The sequence below is a fragment of the Ralstonia pickettii genome (genome assembly GCF_016466415.2).
In the GTDB taxonomy this organism is placed as follows: Bacteria; Pseudomonadota; Gammaproteobacteria; order Burkholderiales; family Burkholderiaceae; genus Ralstonia; species Ralstonia pickettii.
The window spans coordinates 262245-286895 of the sequence record NZ_CP066771.1 but is presented as its reverse complement, the minus strand read 5'-3'; the positions used below and the strand labels follow the sequence as shown (position 1 = coordinate 286895).

The following is a 24651-nucleotide window of genomic DNA, read 5'->3' as shown; positions in this document are numbered from 1 at the left end:
CCATGCAAGAAGACATCGCTCTCTCTCCGTTCTCGCCGCTGCCGCCACTGCCCACCGAGTTGCCGCTGTTTCCGTTGCACACGGTGCTGTTTCCGGGCGGTCTTCTCCCGCTGCGCATTTTCGAAGCCCGCTACATGGACATGGTGCGCACGTGCCTGCGCGACAAGACGCCGTTCGGCGTCTGCCTGATCGAACGCGGCAACGAGGTCGGCACCACCGACAACCCGACTGTCCCGGTTGACGTGGGCTGCATTGCCCACATCACCGAATGCGATATGGAGCAGCTCGGCCTGCTGATGATCAAGGTGCGTGGCACGCAGCGCTTCAAGGTGCTGTCGTTCGAGACGACGCCCAACGGGCTCATGCGCGGCACGGTGGAGCCCATCGGCGCCGACGTGGAAGACTGCAAAGGCGAACTCTTCGACGATTGCGTAGGCGCCCTGCGCCGCATCATCACGACGCTCGGCTCGCGCGAAGACGGCAACATCCCGATGGTCGAACCCTACGAGTGGAACAGCCCGAGCTGGGTCGCGAATCGGCTATGCGAGCTGCTGCCGGTGCCGCTCAAGGCCAAGCAGAAATTGATGGAGCTGATGGACGCCGGCATGCGCATCGAGATTGTCCATCGCTACATGAAGCAGCATCACATTCTGTGATGCCAACTCGGCCAAGCCTGCCCGCGTTGCTCAGATCAAGCTTGGCTGTACCAGCGTCTCGAGCGCCAATTTCACCGGCGCAGGCAATCCCACTGAATTGAGTTGTGCAAGCGGTACCCAGCGCCAGTCGTCGTCGAGCGCGGCGGGGGCGGCGATCGTCGCGCGCAGCAAATGCATGTGCAAACGGAAGTGCGTGAAAGTGTGCGTGAGCGCGCCGGCCGCCTCGACGGTCGAGACGTCGCCATAGGCCTGCGCGGCACGACGCACGGTGCCCACATCCAGCGGATGCGCGTCGAGCGCGTCGTCCATCTCGCCCACCAGCGGCAACGACCACAAGCCGCCCCAGATACCGCGTTGCGGGCGACGCTGCAGCAACACCGCGTCGGCGTGCAGCGCGATGACAAGGGTGGCGGCGCGCTCGGGTATCGCCTTGCGCGGGCGCGGCACGGGCAGCTCCATCACGCGACCGGTACTGCGCGCTTCGCATAGCGATTCGAGCGGACAAGGCCGTTCGCCGCTCAGGCATGCGGGCTTGCCGCGCGTGCACACCGTGGCACCGAGATCCATCAAACCCTGCGTGTACGGTTGAATGCCCTCTGCCGGCGGCAGCACGGCTTCGGCGATGCGCCACATGGTGTCTTCGACGCGCTTGTCGCCGGGAAAGCCGTCAATGCCGAACACGCGTGCGAAGACGCGCTTGACGTTGCCATCGAGAATGGCCGCGCGCACGCCGTACGAGAACGCTGCGATGGCCGCCGCGGTCGAGCGGCCAATGCCCGGCAGCGTCGCTAGCACGTCGGGATCGCGCGGAAAGATGCCGCCGTGTTCTGCCACCACGAGCTGCGCGCAGCGATGCAGGTTGCGTGCGCGCGTGTAGTAGCCGAGGCCGGCCCACGCAGCCATCACGTCGTCTGCCGGCGCAGCGGCCAGCGCCTGCACGGTCGGGAAGCGCTCGATGAAGCGGGCGTAGTAGCCCAGCACCGCGCTCACTTGCGTCTGCTGCAGCATGATCTCGGAGAGCCATGTGCGATACGCGTCGCCGGTCTTCTGCCACGGCAGATGGTGACGGCCATGACGCTGCTGCCAGGCGATCACGCGCGTGGCGAAATCGTCAGGAAGCGGCGGCAATACGGGAACGAGCTGAGCAACGCGGCGCGTGCGGCGAGGGCTGGCGGTCATGCGTGTGATGGAAAAGCGGCGGACGGAACGTGCGCGCTGGCGGCGATCCTACCAGAACGAAAAAAGCGCCCTCAGGCGCCTTCTCCGAAACGAACGATGCGCGTCAGGCCGCGAACGACTGACGTTCCAGGATGGTCCCGGCCGCGAGAATGCGATCGGTGTACTGAGCGATCGTCCCGCTGCGCTCATCGAGCGTATTGAGCAACGCTTCAAGTTCGGTGATGCGCGCTTCGAGCGTATCGGTGGCCTCGTGAATGCGCTCGATCGAATCGACACGCTTGCGCAGTTGCTTCTGGTGATCGCGCACCTGCGCTTCGAGCGGCGTCATGACCGACTTCAGCCAGATCTCGATGTCGCGGTTCATGTCCTGGAAGGTATCCAGCACGCGGCTGGCCACCGTCGAGAATGCACCGTGCACGAGTTGCGGCTTCGGACGCGTCAGGAAGCTGAACGCGCCAAAGTGGTTGTGCGCGAGCATCAGCGTCTCTTTCAGATCGGCGTCGTAGCGCGTGCCCAAAAAGCGCAGCGGCGGCGACAGCGTGAAGCCGTGCTCGGCGTTGAACTTCTTGTACATGCCGTCAACCATCTGGTGCAGTTGGTCGATGCGATTCGCTGCATCGCGCACCAGGCCGGTCAGGTGGCCGAACAGCTTGTCCATGTCGTCGCGCAGGCCGCGCGAGAACACGCGCTCTTTCATCTTCTCGCGCGCCTCGCGCATCGTCGAGCGGATCTGCTTGAGCTGCACGCTCTTGATGATCTCCGCGCTGTGGCGGCCGAACACCGTGCGCAACGCCTGGAACTTGGCGATGCTTTGCTCGAACTCTTCCTTCTCGCCCTGCACGCGCATCAGCATGTGCTTGACCATCGTGTGGTTCTTGCCGCGCAGGCCGCGCAGCTCGAACAACTGCTCGACGATGTCGCGGCGACGCATCTGCAGCAGCTGCTGCGCGCCTGTCGCCATGTCCTTCACCGCCAGTTGCACTTGCTCGGTGACGATCTCGCGACGCTGCGGAATCAGCTGATCCGACAGCACCGACTCCAGCTCGAGCAGTCGGCTCTTCGCCAGCAGCTCATGGTCATGGCTGACCTTGGCCACCAGGCCCTTCTGCGCCGACACCGGATACACGCGCTCGACATCGATATCGAGCACCTGTGCCGTCGTCATGATCTGGCGACTGACTTCGTTCTCGACTTCCTCTGCGGACTTGAGCGGATCCCACAGGCCATCGACCTTGTTGAGCACCGCGATGCAGCCCTTGCGTTGGCCACCACCGACATGCGAGCGCCACAGTTCCAGGTCGCTCTTGGTCACGCCGGCGTCCGCGGCCAGCACGAACACCACGACATGCGCATCCGGAATCAGTCGCAGCGTCAGCTCCGGCTCGGTACCGATGGCGTTCAGGCCCGGCGTGTCCAGGATCACCAGCCCCTGCTTGAGCATCGGGTGCGGGAAATTGATGATCGCGTGGCGCCACTTCGACACTTCGACCGTGCCGGCGGCATCCACCGAGAACGCGGCGTCGGGATCGGCGTCGTTATAGAGCCCCAGTTGTTCGGCTTCTTCCTTCGGCACGCGCACGGTTTCCACCACGTGGCGGAACGCTTCGAGCATGCCCTCGGGCGACGACGGGTCGAGCGGGACCGACAGCCAGTGGCTCCCCGCATCGCGAAAATCGGCCGTCGATGCGTCGTGCAGACGCGTCTCGATCGGCAACAGACGGATCGACGGCGGATAGCTTTCGTCGTACATCAGCTCGGTCGGACACATCGTGGTCCGGCCCGCCGACGACGGCAGGATGCGGCGGCCGAAATCCGCGAAGAAGATCGCGTTGATCAGCTCACTCTTGCCGCGAGAGAACTCGGCTATGAAGGCAACCTTGAGCTTGTCGCTGCGCAGCACGCCTCGGATGCGCTGTGCGCGCATGTCAGCCTGCGCGTCGTACAGCTCCTGGGCTTGCAGCCAGTCTTGGAATTCCCCCACCGACTGCAGTACCGAAGCGCGCCAGGCGCTGTACTGCTCGAACTGTGTGCTCAGTGTGTTGTTCATCGTTCTGTCTTATTTTGTGCGCGACCGGACAGCGGGAAAATGCGCGCGCCCCTCGACATCGCTGTTACCGCCCAATTACGGCACAGAAATGCACAAATTTAGGTGGAACGATACAGCGAACCGCCGGCTTCCGGGCGAACTTTCAGCACGGTTCTGCGGCCCGGGCGGACAAGTGTTGCGGGATGCCATCGAAGACCCCGCACCCCACTTCAAAAACCTTGCGAAATGGCGTGCAGATCGCTCCGGCAAGGCGTTTCCAGGCAACTCCCGGTGGCTTGAGCCCTCCGATCAGCGCTGGCAGGTCGGGCAGTAGAACGTGGAGCGCTGGCCCTGCACGATCTGGCGGACCGGCGTGCCGCACACACGACACGGCAGACCGGCGCGGTCGTACACGAAGGCATCAAGCTGAAAGTAACCGCTTTGCCCGTCGGAGCCGACAAAGTCCCGCAGCGTGCTGCCGCCCCGGGCGATGGCATCGGCCAGCGTGGCGCGAATGGCCTCGGCCAGCGCCGCATAGCGCGGGCGGCTGATGCGTCCCGCTGCCGTGGTCGGCCGAATGCCGGCGCGAAACAGGCTTTCCGAACAATAGATGTTGCCCACGCCGACCACGATGTCGCCCGCCAGCAGTGCCGACTTGATGGCCACCCGGCGCCCGCGCGTGCGGGCAAACATCCAGTCGCCGTCGAATCGCGCGTCGAAGGGCTCGATGCCGAGATTGCGGAGCAACGGATGTTCGGCCAAGCCGGCTTCGTCGCCCGCATGCCAAAGCACGGCACCAAACCGGCGCGGATCCCGATAGCGCAGTGTGATGGGTACGCCAGTTGCGTCGGCGAGTTCGATATCGACGTGATCGTGCAGGCCGGGCGGCACGGGCGTTTCCAGCACGCGCAAGGTGCCTGTCATACCAAGATGGATGAGCAACCAGCCGCCTGCGGTTTCGGCGCGGCCGCCGGACTGTTCGACCCCGGGCATGCATTCGATGAGCAGGTATTTGCCCCGGCGCAGCAAGCGCGTGACAGTCAGACCGGCCAGCAACTCCGGCAGCGCCGGATCGACGGGCCAGCGCAAGCCGTGATGGCGCATCACCACGCGAACGATACGTCGCTCCGTAATATGCGGTAGCAAACCCAGGCGAGTGACCTCGACTTCCGGCAACTCAGGCATCGAACCTCCATCCCATGTGCTGCTCCAACCTTTTTTACGATGCGGGCGATTGTAGCGGTCAGGCTACAATGCCCCGACCCCCTATCCGGAGCTTCGAGACCATGCCTCACGCCCTCTCCCATTCGCCCGCGACGCAACGCCCGCGGCGATTCCCGCGCAGCAGAACTGCCCTGCTGGCCGCGCTGGTGGCGGGAGGGCTGACGAGCCTGCCGGCATGGTCGTCGCAGTCGACGACCGTCGCCCCGCTGATCGCCCAAGCTGCAAAGGAAGACGGCGCGGGTGATCGCGCGGCCGTGCAGATTGAACGCTCACGCCCGCGCACCGGCCTACTGAGTTCGGAGCGGACGGATCTGCCGCGTGTCGCGCTCAATGAAGACATCATGTACCGCGTGCTGGCATCGGAAGTGTCGCTGCAGCGGGGGTTGGTCGAACCGGCGTACCGCACCTATCTTGCGCTCGCGCAAGATACGCGCGACCCCCGCTTTGCCCAGCGTGCGACCGAAATCGCGTTTCTGACGCGCTCGCCCGCGCAAGCGATGACCGCGGCGCGCCTGTGGGTGGAACTGTCGCCGACGTCGATGCCGGCTCGCCAGGTACAGCAGCTCTTGCTCGTGGCCACTGGCCAGTGGTCGGAAGTCGAACCGATGCTGCAGGCGCAATTGAACAAGGTCTCACCGGGCCAGCGTGCCGATGCCTTGCTGCAATGGCAGCAGCAGATGTCCAAGAGCAGCGATCCGGCGGGTGCCGTCGGTGCGCTGCAGCGCATCGCCTCGCATGACATGCAACGCCCCGAAACGCACCTGGCCTTGGCCCGCGCGAAGGTCGCCGCCAAGGACACCGCCGGCGCACTGACGGAACTGGACACCGCGCTCAAGCTGCGTCCCGGGTATGAAGACGCCGCCATCCTCGCCGCCGAACTGCGTGCCGACAGCGACCCCGATGCCGCCATCACTGGCCTGCGCAGCTTCCTGAAAGCCGCGCCAGCGTCCATCGACGGCCACCTGGCGCTCGCCCGCATGTACCTCGTGCGCAATCAGCAGGACAAGGCCCGCGCTGAATTCGAAACGCTCAAGAAGATCGCGCCCAACGATGCGCGCATCACGCTTGCCCTGGGCCTGCTGAATTTGCAGCAGCGCCAGTACGACGACGCCGAGCGTTACCTGAAGGAATACGTCGCCGCCACCGCCAAGTCGCCCACCCTGAGCCCAGAACCCGGCTACCAGGGCCTCGCCCAGTTGGCCGAGGAGAAGCGAGACTACGCCGGCGCGCTCGGCTGGGTCGACAAGATCACCGGTTCCGCCAACGGCGACGCCGACGGCCAGACCGCACTGGCGGCCGGCATCAAGCGCGGCCAGTTGCTCGGCAAGCTGCGCCGTATCGACGAGGCGCAACAGACCTTCGATGAACTCGTCGCCGATTCCGAAGACGTGCCCGATGGCCCGCGCCGCCAGGCCCTGATGGACGGCATCCGCCAGGCCGAAATCGGCATGCTGATGGACGCCAAGGCCTACGGCCGCGCCCGCGCCCGCGTCAATGAGCTTCTCAAGAGCGACCCGGACAACGTCGAATACACGTATCAACTGGCGATGCTGGAAGAGCACGACGGCCACTACGACAATATGGAAACGCTGCTGCGCAAGGTGATCGACCTGCGTCCCGGCCAGGCCATCGGCTACAACGCGCTCGGCTACTCGCTGGCCGATCGCAGCGTGCGCCTGCAGGAGGCGCAGGAGCTGCTGGAAAAAGCCGTGTCGCTGGCGCCGGACGATCCCTACATCGCCGACAGCCTCGGCTGGGTCAAGTACCGTCGCGGCGATCTGCCCGGCGCCACCGACATCCTGCGCAAGGCGTGGGCTGCCGCCCCGCAAGCCGAAATCGGTGCGCACCTGGGCGAAGTGCTGTGGCAATCGGGCAAGCAGGACGACGCACGCCAAGTCTGGACTGAAGCGTCCAAGCTTGACGTGAACGACACCACGCTGCGCGACACGCTGCGCCGCTTCGGCCAGCCGGTACCCAATGTTCCCGTGAGTGCAAATTGATGGCGATGCGGTTCACGCACGCGCTTGGCGCGCTGATGCTCGGCGCTGGCTGCGCGCTGTTCAGCGGCTGCGCAAGCTTGCGGCCAGCCAACGATCTCTTCGCTGGTACACAAGACGCCGATACCAACATCACGCGTTATCAAGGTCGCTTCTCGGCCCGTTACACGCAGAACAACGCCGAGCAAAGCGCCGTCGGCAGCTTCCTGTGGCGCGAGCGCGGACCCGACGTGCAGCTTGAGTTGATGTCGCCGCTGGGCCAGACGCTGGCCATCGTCAGCCAAAGCAACCAAGGCGCCACGCTCGAACTGCCGAACCAGCCGCCTCGCCGCGCCCCCGAGGTCGACACGCTGATGCAGGATGCGCTCGGCTTTTCGCTGCCGGTCTCCGGCTTGCGCGACTGGCTGCGCGCCCGCCCCGCGCCCGGCACACCGGCACGCGTGGCACGCGACGCGCAATCGCGCCCCGAAACCATCGAGCAGAACGGCTGGACTGTCCACTACGTCGCCTGGACTGACGACGGCAACACCACCGATGGTGCCAAAGTCAGCATCCGCCGGCTCGATCTTGATCGGCCACAGGGCGCCAATGGTCCGCTATCGGTGCGGCTCGTGCTCGACCAGTAACGCCTCGCTTCGTCATGTCTTCCGCCCCCGTCGAGCTGCGTGATTGCCCCGCGCCCGCCAAGCTCAATCTCTTCCTGCATGTAGTCGGCCGCCGGCCAGATGGCTACCACCTGCTGCAAACCGTCTTCCAGTTGGTCGACTGGAGCGACACGCTGCATTTCGCGCGCCGCCCCGACGGCCGCCTCGTGCGCACCACCGACATCCCCGGCGTGCACGCCGATGACGACCTTGTGATCCGCGCCGCGCGCCTGCTGCAAGCGGAAACCGGCTGCACCTACGGCGTCGACATCGCGATCGAGAAACGCCTGCCGATGGGCGGTGGCCTTGGCGGCGGCTCGTCTGATGCTGCCACCACGCTGCTTGCGCTCAATCGTCTATGGGGCCTTGATCTGCCACGCACGGAACTGATGGCGATCGGCCTGAAGCTGGGCGCCGACGTGCCCTTCTTCGTGTTCGGCCAGAACGCCTTCGCCGAGGGGATCGGCGAAGAACTCACGCCGGTCACGCTGCCGCCGGCTGCCTTCGTGGTGATTCACCCACGCGTGCATGTGCCGACCCCTGCAATTTTTTCCGATGAAGGGTTGACACGCGATACGCCACTCACCATAATTACGGACTTTCCTGACCAACAAATTGTTTTCGCTTACGGTCGCAACGACCTGCAAGCGGTAGCGGAAAGGAAATACGGCGAAATCGCCCGAGCACTTGTCTGGCTGCGTCAGTTCAGCCCTCTGGCAAGAATGACCGGATCCGGCGCCTGCGTATTTGCTCCGTTCGACAACGTTGAGCAGGCGCAAGCGGTGGCGGATCAGGTGCCTTCCGAATGGGAAGGTCGGTGTGCGGCAGGTCTGTCGCAACACCCGCTCGCAAGATTTGCTGTGTAAGGTTTGCAGTTATTGCTTCTGCAATGGAAGCAGTAACCGATCGGTTGTGTAGGGGCGTCGCCAAGCTGGTTAAGGCACCGGATTTTGATTCCGGCATGCGTAGGTTCGAATCCTTCCGCCCCTGCCATTTTCTTCCTTATGTTCCCAGCAATAGCCCGGTTGGCTTCAACCAGCCGGCGCGTCTGAAGTCAAAACAGGTGCCCCGATGAGCAGCGAAGGCTTGATGGTTTTTACCGGCAATGCCAACCCCAAACTCGCAGAAGCTGTCGTCAAGCACCTGGGCATTCCGCTAGGTAAGGCCCTCGTCGGCCGATTCTCCGATGGTGAAGTCCAGGTCGAGATCCAGGAAAACGTGCGCGGCAAGCACGTGTTCATCCTGCAATCCACCTGCGCCCCCACCAACGACAACCTGATGGAATTGATGGTGATGGTCGATGCGCTCAAGCGTGCGTCTGCCCGCCGCATCACGGCCGCCATCCCCTACTTCGGCTATGCCCGCCAGGACCGTCGTCCGCGCTCGGCGCGCGTGGCGATCACGGCCAAGGTCGTTGCCAACATGCTGGAAGTCGCCGGCGTCGAGCGCGTGCTGACGATGGACCTCCACGCTGACCAGATCCAAGGCTTCTTCGATATTCCGGTCGATAACATCTACGCGTCGCCGATCCTGCTCGAAGACCTGCGCAAGAAGAACTACGAAGACCTGCTGGTGGTATCGCCCGATGTCGGCGGCGTGGTGCGCGCACGTGCGCTCGCCAAGCAGCTCGGCGTGGACTTGGCGATCATCGACAAGCGTCGCCCGAAGGCCAACGTGGCCGAGGTGATGAACATCATCGGTGAAGTCGACGGCCGCAATTGCGTGATCATGGATGACATGATCGACACCGGCGGCACGCTGTGCAAAGCCGCGCAGGTGCTGAAGGAGCGAGGTGCCAAGCAAGTGTTCTCGTATTGCACGCATCCGGTGCTGTCGGGTGGCGCGGCCGCCCGCATTGCAGACTCGGCGCTCGACGAAGTGGTCGTGACCGACACCATCCCGCTGCGCGAAGACGCCATCAAGTGCGGCAAGATCCGCCAGCTCTCGACCGCCCCGCTGCTGGCCGAGACCTTCACGCGCATCGTGCGCGGTGATTCGATCATGTCGCTGTTTGCTGAATAATTCGGCACCCGAGCAGCTTACTGTTATAATTCAAGGCTTTACTGCAGAAAACGTCGGTTAGACGGCACTTCTGCGGTGTCCGCGGGGCGCAATATGGCGCCCCGTTCACCAGACGGCTTGGTCGCGAGTCGTCTTTTTCGTTTGGAGCAATCATGAAAGTTGTCGCTTTCGAGCGTAGCGTTCAGGGCACTGGTGCGAGCCGCCGCCTGCGCAATTCCGGCAAGACCCCGGCCATCATTTACGGCGCGGGCGCCGAGCCGAAGCTGATCGAACTCGATCACAACGCGCTGTACCACGCGCTGAAGAAGGAAGCCTTCCACTCGTCGATCCTCGACATCGAAGTGGCTGGCAAGGTGGAAAAGGCGCTGCTGCGCGACTTCCAACTGCACCCGTTCAAGCAACTGGTTCTGCACGTCGATTTCCAACGTGTGTCGGCCAAGGAAAAGATCCACGTCAAGGTGCCGCTGCACTTCCTGAACCAGGAAACCGCACCGGGCGTGAAGCTGGGCCACGGCATCGTGAACCACATCCTGAACGACGTGGAAGTGTCGTGCCTGCCGGCCGACCTGCCGGAGTTCATCGAAGTGGATCTGGGTTCGCTGGAAATCGGCCAGACCCTGCACATCGCTGACCTGAAGCTGCCGAAGGGCGTGACGATCCTCACCCACGGTGGCGATGAGAACCCGGCTGTTGCCAACATCAGCGTGCCGGCTGGCGAGAAGTCCGCTGCCGCCGAAGAAGGCGCTGCTGCTGCAGGCGAAGACAAGCCGGCAGCCTAAGTTGCCGCACCTCGCACTTCGGTGCGAGCAAAAAAAGCCCGCCGAGCCAGTCTCGCCGGGCTTTTTTTTCCGCCTGAGCGGTGCGAGCCGCCCCGTCTCCAGGCTGTAGAAAGCGGCTATGCTTGTACGATCAAGGGGCGCTGCCTGCACCTCAACCTGATACGAATCGCATGATCAAACTCATCGTCGGCCTCGGCAATCCGGGCGCCGAATATGCGGCGACGCGACACAACGCCGGCTTCTGGCTGGTCGACCAACTCGCGCGCATGGGCAACGTGACACTGCGCAACGAGACGCGCTTTCACGGCTATGCCGCGCGCGCTAACCTGTGGGGCAACGAGGTGTGGCTGCTGCAGCCGCAAACCTTCATGAACCGCTCCGGCCTGGCCACCGTGGCACTGGCCCGCTTCTACAAGGTCATGCCCGATGAAATACTGGTCGTGCACGATGAATTGGATTTGCCGCCCGGCGCTGTCAAACTCAAGCTCGGAGGCGGGTCCGGTGGACACAACGGCCTGAAGGACATTGCGGCCCATCTGACCACGCAGCAGTTCTGGCGACTGCGGCTGGGCATCGGCCATCCGCGCAATCTCTTGCCGCCGGGCACGGCAGCTTCTGGCCAGCATGACGTCGCCAACTTCGTGCTCAAGGCGCCTCGCAAGGAAGAACAGGATCTTATCGACCGCGCGATCGATCAAAGCCTGGATGCGCTGCCCGAATTGATTGCCGGCAACGCCGAAAAAGCCATGATGCGCCTGCACACGGCACGCTGATCCGCTAACCCAGAGGACACCGCCATGACTCCGTTCGCCACACTCACCTCACGCGCCGCCGTGCTGGCGGGTCTGGCGCTCGGCTTGGCAGCCTTCAGTCTGGGAGCGCACGCGCAGGTGTACCGCTGCAGCGAGAACGGCCAGACGACCTATTCGGACCATCCCTGCGGCACGCGCGCGAAGCCCGTGCCGATGATCGACAACACGCCCACGGCCGCCGACCAGAGGGCCGCCCGCGAGCGCGCCACCGCCGAGGCAGCCGAAGTCCAGCAGATGGAAACCGCCCGTCGCAAAGCACAGGCGGCCGAAGACGCTCGCCAAGCCCAGATCGCGGCACAGGCGGCCGAACAGGCGCGCCGCGACCAACGGCAGAAAGTGGTGGTTGCGCAGGAAGGCGTTCGCTACTGCCATCGTGTCTACATTGGGCCACTGCCCTATCCGCAACCTTATCCGACGCCGATGCCGGTGATCCGCCAGCCTCCCGCGCCGGCTGTTGGCGCACTTCGCCAACCCGGCAACGGCCCGAAGCCGTTCGTGCAAGCACCTGTGGCGCCCACACCGATCGTGCCGCGCCCCTCGCATCCGCATTACCCGTACTACCGCATCGTCTGCGAGCCCGGCTATGCCTACGAAGGGCCGGAAGATCTGCTGCCGATCCAGTAGGCGCACCGCCAACAAGACGGTAGGCACCAATGAAAAGAGACGGCCAAAGCCGTCTCTTTTTTGTGTGCTCACGCCGCGCGTGGTGGTGCTGAGGTGAGCTGGGTGTACTTCTGCATCAACTGCTCGTGCGTTTCCTCATGGGCCGGGTCCTTGGGGATGCAGTCCACCGGACAGACCTGCTGGCACTGAGGCTCGTCGAAGTGGCCGACGCATTCGGTACATTTGCCCGGGTCGATCACGTAGATTTCCGGGCCCATCGAAATCGCGCCGTTGGGGCACTCTGGCTCGCATACGTCGCAATTGATGCACTCATCGGTAATTATGAGCGCCATGATGCCTTCCTTGAAATGACCGGCGAGCCAGCGCTCGCCAAAGCGTCATTTTATTCCGATTTGCCCGACCCTTCCGTCTTGCCGGTCTTTTCCTTGAGCCATTTCTCTACCGACGGGAACACGAACTTGCTGACGTCACCGCCGAGCACCGCAATTTCGCGCACGAACGTGCCCGAGATGAACTGGTACTGATCCGACGGCGTGAGGAACATGGTTTCCACATCCGGCAGCAGGTAGCGGTTCATGCCGGCCATCTGGAATTCGTACTCGAAGTCCGATACGGCACGCAGGCCCCGCACGATGACGCGCGCGCCGTTCTTGCGCACGAAATCCTTCAAGAGACCGGAAAACCCCTCGACCCGCACGTTGGGGTAATGGCCGAGCACTTCACGGGCGATCTCGATGCGCTCTTCCAGCGCGAAGAACGGCCGCTTGTTGGGGCTCTGCGCCACCCCGACGATCAGCTCGTCGAAGATGTTGGACGCACGCCGCACGAGGTCTTCGTGGCCGCGCGTGAACGGATCGAAAGTGCCGGGATAAACCGCGATCACCATGGTTCCTCCACCAAGGGGAAAAGAGCATCCGCAAGCGTCGGCGTGGGACATGGCCGCGCCGGTACTGCATTCGGACACCGTTGCGTTATCGAGCGCGGCAGGTCCCGAGCCTGCCGCCTGTGCCGCCGATATCGATCGAGCGCACCCGCATTGCAGGTGCCGCCCGATGCTCATGCATCGGCCGCGAGCGGCGTAGTTTAACCGTTTTTGCGCAGCAGCAAATGTGCATGCACCGCACCGGCGCGCAGGTGTTTGTGGAGCACCAGACCAGCAGGCAGCGCGACGCCGGCAGCCGGCTCGTCACCATGTGAATCAGCACTCACATCCGCCAACTGCTGCGCCGCTTCAACGTAGATCACCCCGCCGGGCTTGACCACCCGGGCCGCGGCTTCCAACGCGCGTAACGTCCAGTCCTGTGCAAACGGCGGATCGATGAACACCGCATCGAGCGCCGCATCGGGCTGACGAGCGAGCCAGGCAAAGGCGTCGCCCGAGACGATGTCGACCATGCGTGCGCCCAGCTTGTCGCGGATGGCGTGCAACGCGCGCACAGCCTGGGCGTGGCTTTCCACGAGCGTCACGTGCGCGGCGCCGCGCGAAGCCGCCTCAAAGCCCAGTGCGCCGGTGCCGGCAAAGATGTCGGCGCAGCGCCAGCCGGTCAGGTCCTGACCGAGCCAGTTGAAGACCGTTTCGCGGACGCGGTCGCTGGTCGGGCGAAGGCCGTCGGCGTCGACCACCGGGAGCGGCGTGCGCTTGTATTGCCCGCCGATGATGCGCACCTGCTGAGGTGCGCGCGCATGCGACGTGGCGGTCTTGGCCTTGGGGCCTTTGGAGCTGGGGGTACGAGGTGCCATGGGCGCGATTTTAGGGGCTGTTGCCCCATAAAACGAGCGCAAACAAAAACCGGCGGGAAATGCCGCCGGTTTTTCGGATAAAGACCCCGTGCGTCAATTCGCGGCGGCCTTCTCCGGACCGCCCACCACGATCGTCGCCATGGTCTGCGGCTGCAGCGCGCGCTGGAATGCCGTACGCACCTGGTCACGCGTGACAGCCGCGATGCGCTGCGTCCAGGTATCCAGGTAATCGAGCGGCAGGTTGTACCAGCCGATGTTGGCCACGTTGTCCAGCAGCTTGCGGTTGCTGTCCAGGCGCAGCGGGAAGCCGTTGACGAGGTTGTCCTTGGCCGCCTTTAGCTCCAAGTCGGTCGGGCCATCGGCGACGAACTTGGCAACGGTGTCACGCACCACGCCCAGCGCCTCTTCGGTCTGGTCCTTGCGCGTCTGCAGTGCCAGTTCGAACGGACCGGGCTGCGCGGCGGGCGCGAAGTAGCTGCCGATGCTGTACGTCAGGCCGCGCTTCTCGCGCACTTCGTTCGTCAGCCGCGCACTGAAACCGCCGCCACCGAGCACGTAGTTGCCGACCAGCAATGGGAAGTAATCCTTGTCGCCGCGCGCGATACCCGGTTGACCGATGATGATGGTCGCCTGCTGCGCCGGGTGCGGAATGCGGATCGTCTCCGCCTTTGCCAGCGGCATCTTCACGTCGGGCAGCCCCGGCGGCGTGGCGCCGTCAGCGGGCAGGCCGCGCGTAATTTGCTCGGCGATGGCCTCGGCTTCCTGGCGGCTGATCGCGCCGATCAGCGTCACCACGGCGCGCTTGGCCGTGTAGTTGGCCTGGTAGTAGCGCACGATGTCGTCGCGCGTGATGCTCTCCACCGTTTCCGGCGAAGCGGTCTGCCCGTACGGATGCGTGCCGTAGATGGCCTTGCCGAACGCGCGCTCGGCCAGCACCGACGGTTTGGTCAGCGATTCGCGGATCGCGGCCACGAGGCGCTGCTTGTCCCGCGCCAGCACCGCGTCGGGGAAGGTCGGCGCCGAGACGATCTGCGTCATCAGCGCGATGGCCGGGCCGCGCTCAACGGGGTCGGACAGCGTGCGCAGACGCAGGCTCGTGCGGTCACCACCGGCGCCGCCGCCAAAGCTCGCGCCCACATCGGCAAACGCATCGGCAATCGCCGCTTCATCGCGGGCGGGCGCATTGCCCTGCGCGGCAACGCCCTTGTCGAGCATGCCCGCTGTGAGCGAGGCGAGGCCCACCTTGTTGGCGGGCTCATAGCGCGAACCCGCATCCACGTCGAGGTTGATGTCGAGCATCGGAATCGACGGGCTCGGCACGAAAAACACGCGCGCGCCGGTCGGCGCCGTCCACTGTTCGATGGGCAGCGCGGCCAGGGCACTCTGCGCTGCCGATGCAACAATGGCGACCAGCGCCGTCTTCAGGGTCAGAGACATGGCGCGCATCAACGCAGCCCTCCTTCATCGCGCATACCTGGAACAGGCTTGCGCGCCGGTTTGTTGGGATCGATCGGTTGCGGCAGCAGCGTGGCGACGACGAGGTTGTCTTCGTTGAAATACGTCTGCGCCACGTGCTGGATCTGCGCCGACGTCACGGCCTTGATCTTCTCGAGCTGGCGATCGATGGAACGCCACGACAGGCCGCTTATCTCGTTCATGCCGATCTCCATGCCCTGGCCGAACACCGAGTCGCGCTTGTAGATCTGCGCGGCCACAACCTGCGCCTTCACGCGCTTCAGTTCAGCGTCGGTCACGCCTTCCTTGGCGATGCGTTCGATCTGCGCGCGCAGCGCCTGTTCGATCTCGGCGGTGGTGTGACCGTCGGCGGGCGAGCCGTCCATCAGGAAGATCGACGGGCCGCGGTTCAGGCCGTCGTAGCCGGCATTGACGTCGTCGGCGATCCGCTTTTCGCCTTTGACGAGCTGGCTCGACAGGCGCGCGTTGTCATAGCCATCGAGCACGGCCGACAGGACTTCCAACGCATACGGGTCGACGTCTTTTTCCACATCACTCAGGCGCGGCACCTTGTAGGCCAGCACAACGTACGGATTCTCGGCCGGCGCCTTCACCCAGATGCGCTTCACGCCGATCTGCTTGGGCTCCTCCTGCGCATAGCGGCGCGGCAGTGCATGCGGCTTGAGCTTGCCGTAGGTGCGCTGCGCGAGGCGGAAGACTTCGTCGGGTTTCACATCGCCCGCGACGATCACGGTGACGTTGTTGGGCGTGTACCAGGCGTGGTACCAGTTCTGGGCGTCCTGCACCGTCATCGTGTCGAGGTCTCCCGGCCAGCCGATGGTCGGGTTGCGGTACGGCGCGGCGTTGAACAGCGTGGCGAGCATCTGCTCATACACGGTGGAACGGGCGGAGTCGTCGATGCGCATGCGGCGCTCTTCCTTCACCACGTTCATCTCCGGCTTGAACTCCTTGTCGGTGAGCTGGAGATTGGCCATGCGATCGGCTTCGAGCCCCATCACATCGGCCAGGTGCGATTTCTCGATCTGCTGGAAGTACATCGTGAAGTCACGCGTGGTCATGGCGTTTTCGCGGCCGCCCAGGGCTGCCACGCGGCGGGAAAACTCGCCGGGGCCGACTGTCTTGGTGCCCTTGAACATCATGTGTTCGAGCATATGGGCGACACCGGTGGTGCCGTTGTGCTCGTCGATGCTCCCGGCGTGATACCAGACCATGTGCGCCACGGTAGGGGCGCGGTGGTCTTCCTTCACGATCAACTGCAGCCCATTGGGCAGCTTGTATTCGTGCGTGTCGGACTGGCTGGCGCCCACCTTGCCACCGGTGACGGCGGCGGTCGGATGCCCCGCTGCGGCGGCCAGCTCCTGCGCGCCAACATGGCAGGCCAACAGGCCCGCCGCCAGGGCCGTCGCGGCCAATTGCCAGACTCGCGACCGAGCCCGGTTTGAAACGATTCGCATGGAAGAGCGCATAAGGGCTGTCTGATAAAATTCGACGCTTGATTCTAACGGCGAAATAGACTGCCTTTTACGATGTTTAGTTTCTGGAAGAAGCGCAAGGCAGAGCCCCAACCGGCCGCCGAACCCACGCCCGCAGTGGCGCCCGAAGCCGCGCAGGCGCCTGCCCCGGCTGCCATCCCCGGCCCCGCTCCCGTACCCGCACCAGCTGCAGCACCCCAGCCTGTCGCTGCGCCGGCTCCCGTAGCCGTACCCGTCGCTGCGCCGGCCCACGTTGCCGTGCCTGACGCACCTGCCGAGCAGCCTGCGCTCGACGTGCAAGCCGACGACGTCGAAACCGTGCCCACGCCCGCCGTCATCGAACAGGCCCGCAAGGGCTGGATGTCACGCCTGCGCTCCGGCCTGTCGAAGACGAGCAAGGGCCTGACCACGCTGTTCGTCGGCGTGAAGGTGGACGAAGCGCTGTTCGAAGAGCTGGAGACCGCCCTGCTGATGGCCGATGCCGGTGTCGACGCCACCGAATACCTGCTGGCCGAACTGCGCCGCCGCATCAAGGCCCAGCGCATCGAAACCTCGGAGGGCGTGAAAACTGCCCTGCGCGACCTGCTCGTGGAGCTGCTGCACCCCCTAGAAAAAACCATGGTGCTCGGCCGCGAACAGCCAATGGTGATCATGATCGCGGGCGTCAACGGCGCCGGCAAGACGACCAGCATCGGCAAGCTGTGCAAGCACTTCCAGACCTACGGCCAATCGGTGCTGCTGGCCGCGGGCGACACGTTCCGCGCCGCCGCACGCGAGCAACTCGTGATCTGGGGTCAGCGCAACAACGTCACGGTCGTGGCGCAGGAATCGGGCGACCCGGCCGCCGTGATCTTCGATGCAGTGAACGCAGCGCGCGCACGCGGCATCGACATCGTCATGGCCGACACCGCTGGCCGCCTGCCGACGCAGCTGCACCTGATGGAAGAACTCAAGAAAGTGCGCCGCGTGACCGCCAAGGCGATGGCGACGGCGCCGCACGAAACGCTGCTGGTGATCGACGGCAACACGGGGCAGAACGCCCTCGCACAAGTTAAAGCCTTTGATGAAGCGCTTGGCCTCACCGGCCTGATCGTCACCAAGCTGGACGGCACCGCTAAGGGCGGCATCCTGGCCGCGATTGCGCGGCAGCGGCCGGTGCCGGTCTACTTCATCGGCGTGGGCGAGCAGGTGGAGGATCTGCAGCCGTTTTCGGCGCGGGAATTTGCGGATGCGTTGTTGGGATAACGTCCTGCGAAACCTTGTTGCACAGAAACGCCCTGAATTGTTCAGGGCGTTTCCATTTGCGGTCGAACTTATCGGTGCTCAGCATTTACCAGCACATCGCATGTGTTAAAGCTCAACTAGTCGCCCTCTGATCAGCATGCCCTCTGCGCTGAGTTCAAACATTCAACGAATTGGAATTGTCTGATTGAGATTCAGCGCATGGCGCCGCTCCAATGGAGCACTTCAGCGAAGTGCTCTCATGTGGAGATGGCAGATGCAAAACACACAATCCGGCAAGGTCTACGTCGCGGCGTTCAACGGCGCGAAGACAGCCAACGGCGGCGAGATCATTCAGGGCTCCTGCAGCATCCGAGATAGCGGACCCACGCTCTTGCTTGTAGGCGATGAAGCTGTCTACCCAGACGGCAGCACGGCCGTCATTACTGCGGGTGCAGGCATTGCACTAGTGGGCGATGACCGGCCTGCTGCCATCATTGGCAGCCCACTAAGCAACGGCGACACCATTGTTTCATCGCCAATCACGGCCCTAACTTTCGATGAACCGGCGGACGCGCCCATCATCGGCCTGCTTGACCCGGCGTACCGTCCGGAGCCGGCGACCAACAGCGTGATCTGAGAGGGCCGATCATGGAAGACATGCGCCCCGGCCTCAGACATGGTGACTTAACAACGACGGGTGGCGCCATCATTGCCACCGGCAGGATGCGGTTCCACGGCAAAGAGGTGGCTGCGGAAGGGGATCTGGCAACTTGCCCAGCCTGCAAATCCATGGGCTACCTAGTCAATGACGCCTACCCAGCGTTCGGGCTTCCGAGCGGTCGCCAGCTCGCCATTCAAGGTGCGTGGATCTTCTGCAAATGCGCCAATCCCCCTCGCGCCATTGCTTCGACGGATAAGTTTCGGGTTGCGGTGAATCGGATGAATGCATCCGATGCTCAGTCCCAATCAAGCGCACAAACCCCGATCTTCGATGAGCAATTCCTACTGAACACATCGCAAGCGGCTTGTCCAACTGCAAGCGTCATCGCCTCCGCCACACACCAATTCGACGATCGATTTGTTTTGTGCGATGCAAACGCCCGTCCCTTGCCACGCAGCGCGTACGCAATCAGGCGAGAAAACGGCCTTTTTGAGTACGGCGAAACGGACGATCGCGGTCGTACCCATCTGCTCTCTTCCGTAGCGACTGCTGAACGTGTGCAAATCTATCTTGCAGGCTAACCCATGTCCGACCAGATTCATGTTTCTCCGGACGGAGTGAAATATCGCCTCGTCGGAAATATCACCACCACTCCCGCCAACGACACAGAAGCAAAGAAAGTCCTTGCTCAAACCGATAGCGTTGAGGTGATCGTAAGTGACTCCAGACTGATCAGTCGCGGATCACAGTTCGGCCATGTTGCGATCATCGTTAATGGAGTTACATATTCTCGTGCGCATGATGGCTATGACTCCAAAAAGACCTATGCACAATATGTGACCACCCAACAGAGCTTTCGCAACTCCATAGGCTACGTTCTTCGCGTATCGCCAGACGAAAAAAGCAAGATCGAAGTCGAACTGAAACGCAGAGTCGCGGTGACCAGTCGAGATCCGGTCAAGCACGGTTATAGCCTCCTTGACAACAGCTGCTCGTCGAATGTGGCTGACGTGCTGAACTTGGTGGGGATCGTTGCCTATGACCCCCGTTGGTCAGCCTTTGGCATGGTGAGCCCCGAAGACATTGCTGTTGGTTTGTCTCGCTCGAAGCGAGTCAAGGAAAAACGGTTTTACGCCAAGGAGAGTCCATGAGGATTTCTGTCCCAATGCTTCTACTGAATGCCCTGGTAGCCACCGCATGCTCAAGAGAACATGCAGCTGCAGTGTGGACAGCGAAGCAAAGTACCTCCGCCTATGCTTCAGAAGAGGACACCGAAGACCGGGTCTTGTTCACCTTGGTGCCCGGCGACACATGCACCCCACTGCGCAGCGTGGTCATGAAGGTCTATCTCCACACCGAGATTCAGTGCAAGAATGGGCGTGGCTGGGTCATCGACAGGCAGAATTTTGATATCCAGCCAGCCCGTATCAGATCTGGCGCTGCGCAGCACTCCACGTCGTCGTCACCGGACTGATTGTGAAGTGCGCTCGCTTCTACTTGCCGTGATCATTTTCATGGGCGCATCTTCAGCAGCAGCGCCGACGATTACTCAGCATCTTGGTTCCTTCTCTAACCAGCGCACTGTAGGGAGTACAGACGACCCACATACTGAGGGGTATAGCCTTGATCTTTACCGTGAGGGGAAACGGATCTTCGGAAAGCTGTGCGTGTCGACCGGGATCGAAACGCCGTGCGGCATCATCGATAACGCTCAGATCATCCCTTCGACAAGCGCCATCAGATTTCGGGCAAAGTTGTCGACTGGCACTGAGTTCAGCCGAAGCTCAGGTCCGCAAGGGCGCCCATCACGAGATCTATTCGAGTTTGCCGGCACGATCGGCGCCAGCGCTGTAAAAGGTCGCCTCGTACATCGAAGCGGTTATGACGCGGAGAGCGCCATTCAATCTCAACGCATCGTGCTACGCCGAATCCATACGAGCACGTCGCCGGTCGGGTACGCCGAATGGTCCAAAGACCCCACCAACGTACCCGCTGATTGGTGACTTTCAACTTTTCGACAGACGGGCGGCGCCGCAGAAGGAAACGACGACGCCCCTCCAAACATTGGCTATGGCTCTGCGCCCCCATCCCTTTGAATCGCCCCGGCCCCAGTAGACACCTGTGAGCCTCAAACTAGAGGTTAGACAGGAGTTGCGATGAGTGCGCAGAGATACACCGAAGAATTCAAGGTTGAGGCGGTCAATCAGGTCTTGGACAGAGGCCACAGCGTGGCCGAGGTCGCGCAGCGGTTAGGCGTGAGCCAGCACAGCCTGTACCAGTGGATCAAACAGCGACGCCAGCCCGTGGCAGAGCCGCAAGGGCAGGTATCGCAATCCGAGGAGGTACGTAGGCTCAAGGCCGAGCTCAAACGGGTGACCGAGGAGCGCGACATCCTAAAAAAGGCCGCAGCGTACTTTGCCAAGCAGTCCGGGTGAGGTACGCCTTCATCAAGGCGCACGCGGGTCAATACAGCGTGCGCCGTCTGTGCAAAGCGATGGCGGTGCATCCCAGCGGTTATTACGCGTGGCAGGCGCAGCCCTTGAGCCCGCGTGCGAAGGACGACCAGCGCCTGCTTGGACTACTCAAGCAGGCGTGGTTGGAGAGCGGCGGGGTCTATGGCTATCGCAAGCTCACCCTGGACATGCGCGACTTGGGTGAGCGCTGCGGCAAACACCGCGTGGCGCGGCTGCTCAAGGCCGAGGGATTGCGTTCTCAATCAGGCTACCGCCGACGCCCTGCCGGGCGTGCCGGCAAGCCGGCGGTGGTCGCCCCCAATCATCTGCAGCGGCAGTTCACAGTCGACGCTCCGAACCAGTCCTGGGTGACCGATATCACCTATATCCGTACACACGAAGGCTGGCTGTACCTGAGCGTGGTCATCGACCTGTGGTCACGCATGGTCGTCGGGTGGTCCATGGGGCAGCGCATCGATACCCAGTTGGCGCTGGATGCCTTGCTGATGGCGCTGTGGCGGCGCCGCCCGCACCAGCAGGTGCTGATTCACTCGGATCAGGGGTGTCAGTTCACCGGCCACACCTGGCAAAGCTTCCTGCGCGAGCACAACCTGCTGTGCAGCATGAGCCGGCGCGGCAACTGCCACGACAACGCCGTGGCGGAGAGCTTCTTCCAGTTGCTCAAACGCGAGCGGGTGCGCCGACAGATCTATGCCACACGGCAGGAGGCCAAGTCCGACGTCTTCAACTACATCGAGATGTTCTACAACCCAACACGGCGCCATTCGAGCGCCAACGGACTATCGCCGGTAGAGTTCGAACAACGCCATTCCCCACGGCTCGTGGGTGTCTAGGAAAGTCGGGGCGATTCACTTGCTCTATTTGCAAGCAATCACAGCCCTGTCTTTTGCAATGCCGCCCGGCACAACGTACGCCAACTGCCCGCACGTGCTTACCGGCAAGCCGAGCTATCAAGCTGAAACCTCACTTTCCGTTCCATCGCGTTCGGCAGAAAATGTGTTTCGTAGAGCGTTGAATGAACAAGCTGGCTTGGACTTTGACGAGGCAAAACTATTCTTTGACTGCTTGAAGGACGCGACCAAGCGCGATGACAAGACTGCCCTCAGCCGGCTCGTCCAATACCCCTTGCGCATCCATGCTCTAGACCGAGCAAGCAGCATCGCGACGCCGGCAGCATTTAGAAAGGCGTACCCGTCGATCTTCAACCAACGCGTGAAGGCCGCGATCGAAGCGCAACGATTTGAGGATGTGTTCGTGAGCTACCGGGGCATCATGATCGGGAACGGCGAGGTTTGGATCAGCGGCATCACGGAACGAGGCCGAAGTAAGCCGACGATCAAGATCATCTCCATCAACAACTAGCGAACTGACTTTTGTTCCTAGGGTTGGATGTCCGATGGAAAAAAAGGCGCCGCCACCGCGACGCCCCACATCCCAATCACGCCGCATCCGGCTGCACCGCAGGCGCAGCCCTCTGAAACGCCTCCTGCGCCATGCAGTGCTCAAAGATGCGCGCAAGCGTCGGGTAATCCTCCACCGCCACATCAAACCGCTTGCCGTTGAACACCTGCGGCACGAGGCACACGTCGGCCAGCGTCGGCGTGTCGCCAACGCAGTAGGCGCCCGTGAGTGGCGACTGTGACAGCCGCGTCTCCAACGCTGCAAACCCCAGCTTTACCCAGTGGCGATACCACTCGTTGCGCGCCTCTTCTTCCACGTTGAACGTGTGCTTCAGATACTTCAGCACGCGCGGATTGTTCAGCGGATGGATCTCGCATGCGATCGCCAGCGCAATCGCGCGGATGTGCGCGCGATTACTCGCCGAACCCGGCAGCAGCGTGGGCTCGGGATGCGTCTCTTCCAGATACTCGACGATGGCCAAAGACTGGTTCAGCACGTCGTTGCCATCGCACAGCACGGGCACCAGCGCATCGGGGTTCAGCTTGACGAAGTCGGGGGCCAGTTGCTCGCCCTTGAGCAGGTGGACCGGCGCGTAGTCGTACGGCAGGCCCTTGACCTCCAGGGCAATACGCACGCGGAATGACGCCGAACTGCGGAAATAGTTGTACAGCTTGATCGACATGGCTTCTGACTCTTCTAGCGGGTCTATCAAATCACCTTCACGTGCAGCTCGCCCACGCCGTCGATCTTGCCGACCATCAGGTCGCCGACGACGACCGGGCCGACGCCTTCGGGCGTGCCGGTGTAGATCAGATCGCCCGGGCGCAGTTCGAACAGGCGCGACAGATACGCAATGGTTTCCGGCACCGACCAGATCAGGTCCGACAGATCACCGCGCTGGTGTTCGCGGCCGTTGACCGACAGCGTCACGGCGCCCTTGTCCGGGTGGGCCACATCCTTGGCCGGCACGATCGGGCCGATGGGGGCCGAGCCGTCGAACGCCTTGCCGGTCTCCCACGGGCGGCCGCCCTTCTTGGCAGCGTTCTGCAGGTCGCGGCGCGTCATGTCCAGGCCGATGGCGTAACCGTAGACATGGTTGGCTGCCGTTTCCACGGCGATGTCGCGCCCGCCCGTGCCGATGGCAACCACAAGTTCGATCTCGTAGTGGCAATCCTTGGTTTCAGTCGGGTAGACGAACTGGCCGGTCTCGCCGTCGGCAACGTAGCGCACGGCGTCGGCCGGCTTGCAGAAGAAGAACGGCGGTTCGCGATCGGGGTCGGAACCCATCTCGCGCGCGTGGGCGGCGTAGTTGCGGCCGACGCAGTACACACGGCGCACCGGAAACTGGCCATGCCCGCCACGCACGGGAATGCCATTGACGGCGGGCGGGGTGACGACGAATTCGGTCATGCGGGTCTCCTCGGACTAAGCTGGATTGGAACAGGTAGGAAACTGCGGCCACCGCCCCCCGGCGACCGACGAGTTTGCGAGGATACACCCGCACCGCCCCGGCGCGGTTCTTGCATAAGCGACGTGCACCCTGCCCCACTTTGCACCATGCAAGCGAAACCGCCCACCCCATCCGCCCCGCCCGCTGCCAACCACCCGGCCGCGCCGATGCGCGTGCTGCTGGTGCGCGATCCGCTCGACGCCGAACAGATCAATCTGGAGCTGATCCGCGCCGGGCTGGCCGAGGCCGGCTTCGTGGACGTCGGCTTGGCGGATGCCGACCTGACGCTGCCCGAGCGCATCGCCGAGACCCAGCCGGACATGGTGATCGTCGCCTCCGAATCGGCCGCGCGCGACACCATCGAGCACGTCTGCGTGGCCACGCAGCATGCTCCACGCCCCATCGTGCTGTTCACCGACAACGACGACGCCACGCGCATCAAGACGGCGTTTGCCGCCGGCATCACCGCCTACATCGTCGACGGCATCAAGCCCACGCGTGTGAAGGCCGTGCTGGACGTTGCCTATGCCCGCTTCGAACACGAGCGTGAGTTGCGTGCCGAGCTGGACACCGCCAAGACGCAACTCGCCGAGCGCAAGGTCCTGGAGCGCGCCAAGGGCATGCTCATGAAGCAGATGAACCTGTCGGAAGACGACGCCTTCAAGCGCCTGCGCAAGATGGCGATGGATCGCAACATCAAGCTGGTGGAAGCCGCACAACGCGTGATCGATGTGATGGCTGGCTGAGCGGTCGGGCCGCCGCCCAGTTTTGGTGCGCCGCACAACTCCGG

At 63.3% G+C, this 24651-nt stretch carries 25 protein-coding genes and 1 tRNA gene; 16 read left to right on the top strand and 10 right to left on the bottom strand.

The window, feature by feature from the left end:
- Positions 1-2 precede the first annotated feature (2 nt).
- Positions 3-656 (top strand): LON peptidase substrate-binding domain-containing protein, encoded by a 654-nt coding sequence (locus tag RP6297_RS01350; RefSeq protein WP_012761094.1) that lies wholly within the window; start codon positions 3-5, stop codon positions 654-656.
- Positions 657-686: 30 nt separating this feature from the next.
- Here RP6297_RS01350 and mutY read toward each other — a convergent pair whose 3' ends face one another.
- The 3 genes from mutY to mutM form a co-directional block, all read right to left on the bottom strand.
- Positions 687-1835, bottom strand: coding sequence for an A/G-specific adenine glycosylase (mutY, locus tag RP6297_RS01345; RefSeq protein WP_051917717.1), 1149 nt, complete (start codon positions 1833-1835; stop codon positions 687-689).
- Between the two features lie 103 nt (positions 1836-1938).
- Positions 1939-3882 carry a dynamin-like GTPase family protein gene (locus tag RP6297_RS01340; protein ID WP_037027671.1) on the bottom strand — a complete coding sequence of 648 codons (1944 nt, stop codon included), beginning with the start codon at positions 3880-3882 and terminating at the stop codon, positions 1939-1941.
- A 288-nt stretch (positions 3883-4170) separates the two neighbouring features.
- The gene (gene mutM, locus RP6297_RS01335; protein WP_037027672.1) at positions 4171-5046 is read right to left on the bottom strand and encodes a bifunctional DNA-formamidopyrimidine glycosylase/DNA-(apurinic or apyrimidinic site) lyase; all 876 of its coding nucleotides are present in this window, start codon (positions 5044-5046) and stop codon (positions 4171-4173) included.
- 101 nt (positions 5047-5147) lie between these two features.
- On the opposite strand from mutM, the gene RP6297_RS01330 reads away from it, so the two are divergent.
- The 8 genes from RP6297_RS01330 to RP6297_RS01295 all read left to right on the top strand — a co-directional run bounded on the left by RP6297_RS01330 (position 5148) and on the right by RP6297_RS01295 (position 11963).
- The gene (locus RP6297_RS01330) at positions 5148-7085 is read left to right on the top strand and encodes a tetratricopeptide repeat protein (protein WP_037027673.1); all 1938 of its coding nucleotides are present in this window, start codon (positions 5148-5150) and stop codon (positions 7083-7085) included.
- Positions 7085-7708 carry a lipoprotein insertase outer membrane protein LolB gene (gene lolB / locus RP6297_RS01325; protein WP_037027676.1) on the top strand — a complete coding sequence of 208 codons (624 nt, stop codon included), beginning with the start codon at positions 7085-7087 and terminating at the stop codon, positions 7706-7708. Before RP6297_RS01330 ends, lolB begins: the two co-directional genes overlap by 1 nt.
- A gap of 14 nt (positions 7709-7722) precedes the next feature.
- On the top strand, positions 7723-8592 hold the full coding sequence (gene ispE, locus RP6297_RS01320) for a 4-(cytidine 5'-diphospho)-2-C-methyl-D-erythritol kinase (RefSeq protein ID WP_037027680.1): 870 nt from the start codon (positions 7723-7725) through the stop codon (positions 8590-8592).
- A 50-nt stretch (positions 8593-8642) separates the two neighbouring features.
- Positions 8643-8719 (top strand) — tRNA-Gln (locus RP6297_RS01315).
- Positions 8720-8797: 78 nt separating this feature from the next.
- Complete coding sequence (locus RP6297_RS01310) at positions 8798-9748, top strand: ribose-phosphate pyrophosphokinase (protein WP_004633415.1); 951 nt, start codon at positions 8798-8800, stop codon at positions 9746-9748.
- Between the two features lie 152 nt (positions 9749-9900).
- Complete coding sequence (locus RP6297_RS01305) at positions 9901-10527, top strand: 50S ribosomal protein L25/general stress protein Ctc (RefSeq protein ID WP_037027681.1); 627 nt, start codon at positions 9901-9903, stop codon at positions 10525-10527.
- A 170-nt stretch (positions 10528-10697) separates the two neighbouring features.
- Positions 10698-11300: an aminoacyl-tRNA hydrolase gene (gene pth / locus RP6297_RS01300; RefSeq protein ID WP_012761087.1), complete on the top strand. Its 603-nt coding sequence runs from the start codon at positions 10698-10700 to the stop codon at positions 11298-11300.
- Between the two features lie 24 nt (positions 11301-11324).
- Positions 11325-11963: a DUF4124 domain-containing protein gene (locus RP6297_RS01295; RefSeq protein ID WP_037027682.1), complete on the top strand. Its 639-nt coding sequence runs from the start codon at positions 11325-11327 to the stop codon at positions 11961-11963.
- A gap of 68 nt (positions 11964-12031) precedes the next feature.
- Here RP6297_RS01295 and RP6297_RS01290 read toward each other — a convergent pair whose 3' ends face one another.
- The 5 genes from RP6297_RS01290 to RP6297_RS01270 form a co-directional block, all read right to left on the bottom strand.
- Positions 12032-12295 carry a YfhL family 4Fe-4S dicluster ferredoxin gene (locus tag RP6297_RS01290; RefSeq protein ID WP_004633424.1) on the bottom strand — a complete coding sequence of 88 codons (264 nt, stop codon included), beginning with the start codon at positions 12293-12295 and terminating at the stop codon, positions 12032-12034.
- A 50-nt stretch (positions 12296-12345) separates the two neighbouring features.
- Entirely contained in the window at positions 12346-12849 is a 504-nt protein-coding gene (gene coaD, locus RP6297_RS01285) for a pantetheine-phosphate adenylyltransferase (RefSeq protein WP_004633426.1), read from the bottom strand.
- Between the two features lie 197 nt (positions 12850-13046).
- Positions 13047-13703: a 16S rRNA (guanine(966)-N(2))-methyltransferase RsmD gene (gene rsmD, locus RP6297_RS01280; RefSeq protein WP_037027683.1), complete on the bottom strand. Its 657-nt coding sequence runs from the start codon at positions 13701-13703 to the stop codon at positions 13047-13049.
- A gap of 93 nt (positions 13704-13796) precedes the next feature.
- Positions 13797-15149: a M16 family metallopeptidase gene (locus tag RP6297_RS01275; RefSeq protein WP_037027686.1), complete on the bottom strand. Its 1353-nt coding sequence runs from the start codon at positions 15147-15149 to the stop codon at positions 13797-13799.
- Positions 15149-16645 (bottom strand): M16 family metallopeptidase, encoded by a 1497-nt coding sequence (locus RP6297_RS01270; protein WP_037027688.1) that lies wholly within the window; start codon positions 16643-16645, stop codon positions 15149-15151. Before RP6297_RS01270 ends, RP6297_RS01275 begins: the two co-directional genes overlap by 1 nt.
- Positions 16646-16705: 60 nt before the next feature.
- Between RP6297_RS01270 and ftsY the strand changes: the two genes are divergently transcribed.
- The 6 genes from ftsY (at position 16706) to RP6297_RS01240 (ending at position 22372) form a co-directional block, all read left to right on the top strand.
- A complete protein-coding gene (gene ftsY / locus RP6297_RS01265; RefSeq protein WP_037027691.1) occupies positions 16706-17896 on the top strand; it encodes a signal recognition particle-docking protein FtsY in 1191 nt (396 codons plus the stop codon).
- 253 nt (positions 17897-18149) lie between these two features.
- Positions 18150-18512 carry a PAAR domain-containing protein gene (locus RP6297_RS01260; RefSeq protein WP_037027693.1) on the top strand — a complete coding sequence of 121 codons (363 nt, stop codon included), beginning with the start codon at positions 18150-18152 and terminating at the stop codon, positions 18510-18512.
- Positions 18513-18523: 11 nt separating this feature from the next.
- Positions 18524-19117, top strand: coding sequence for a PAAR domain-containing protein (locus tag RP6297_RS01255; RefSeq protein ID WP_144243998.1), 594 nt, complete (start codon positions 18524-18526; stop codon positions 19115-19117).
- 3 nt (positions 19118-19120) lie between these two features.
- Complete coding sequence (locus RP6297_RS01250; RefSeq protein ID WP_051917719.1) at positions 19121-19687, top strand: hypothetical protein; 567 nt, start codon at positions 19121-19123, stop codon at positions 19685-19687.
- A gap of 1005 nt (positions 19688-20692) precedes the next feature.
- A protein-coding gene (locus tag RP6297_RS01245; protein WP_086003189.1) for an IS3 family transposase occupies positions 20693-21843 on the top strand; the annotation gives its coding sequence in 2 pieces (ribosomal slippage) (positions 20693-20939 and positions 20939-21843; 1152 coding nt in all).
- 19 nt (positions 21844-21862) lie between these two features.
- Positions 21863-22372: a hypothetical protein gene (locus RP6297_RS01240; protein ID WP_144243999.1), complete on the top strand. Its 510-nt coding sequence runs from the start codon at positions 21863-21865 to the stop codon at positions 22370-22372.
- A gap of 76 nt (positions 22373-22448) precedes the next feature.
- On the opposite strand, the gene maiA is transcribed toward RP6297_RS01240, so the two are convergent.
- Together maiA and RP6297_RS01230 are read right to left on the bottom strand one after the other, a co-directional pair.
- Positions 22449-23093 (bottom strand): maleylacetoacetate isomerase, encoded by a 645-nt coding sequence (gene maiA / locus RP6297_RS01235; protein ID WP_012761075.1) that lies wholly within the window; start codon positions 23091-23093, stop codon positions 22449-22451.
- Between the two features lie 26 nt (positions 23094-23119).
- Complete coding sequence (locus RP6297_RS01230; protein ID WP_037027704.1) at positions 23120-23821, bottom strand: fumarylacetoacetate hydrolase family protein; 702 nt, start codon at positions 23819-23821, stop codon at positions 23120-23122.
- A 147-nt stretch (positions 23822-23968) separates the two neighbouring features.
- Here RP6297_RS01230 and RP6297_RS01225 point away from each other — a divergent pair, with 147 nt between their 5' ends.
- Positions 23969-24607 carry an ANTAR domain-containing response regulator gene (locus RP6297_RS01225; RefSeq protein WP_009239194.1) on the top strand — a complete coding sequence of 213 codons (639 nt, stop codon included), beginning with the start codon at positions 23969-23971 and terminating at the stop codon, positions 24605-24607.
- Positions 24608-24651: the final 44 nt, after the last annotated feature.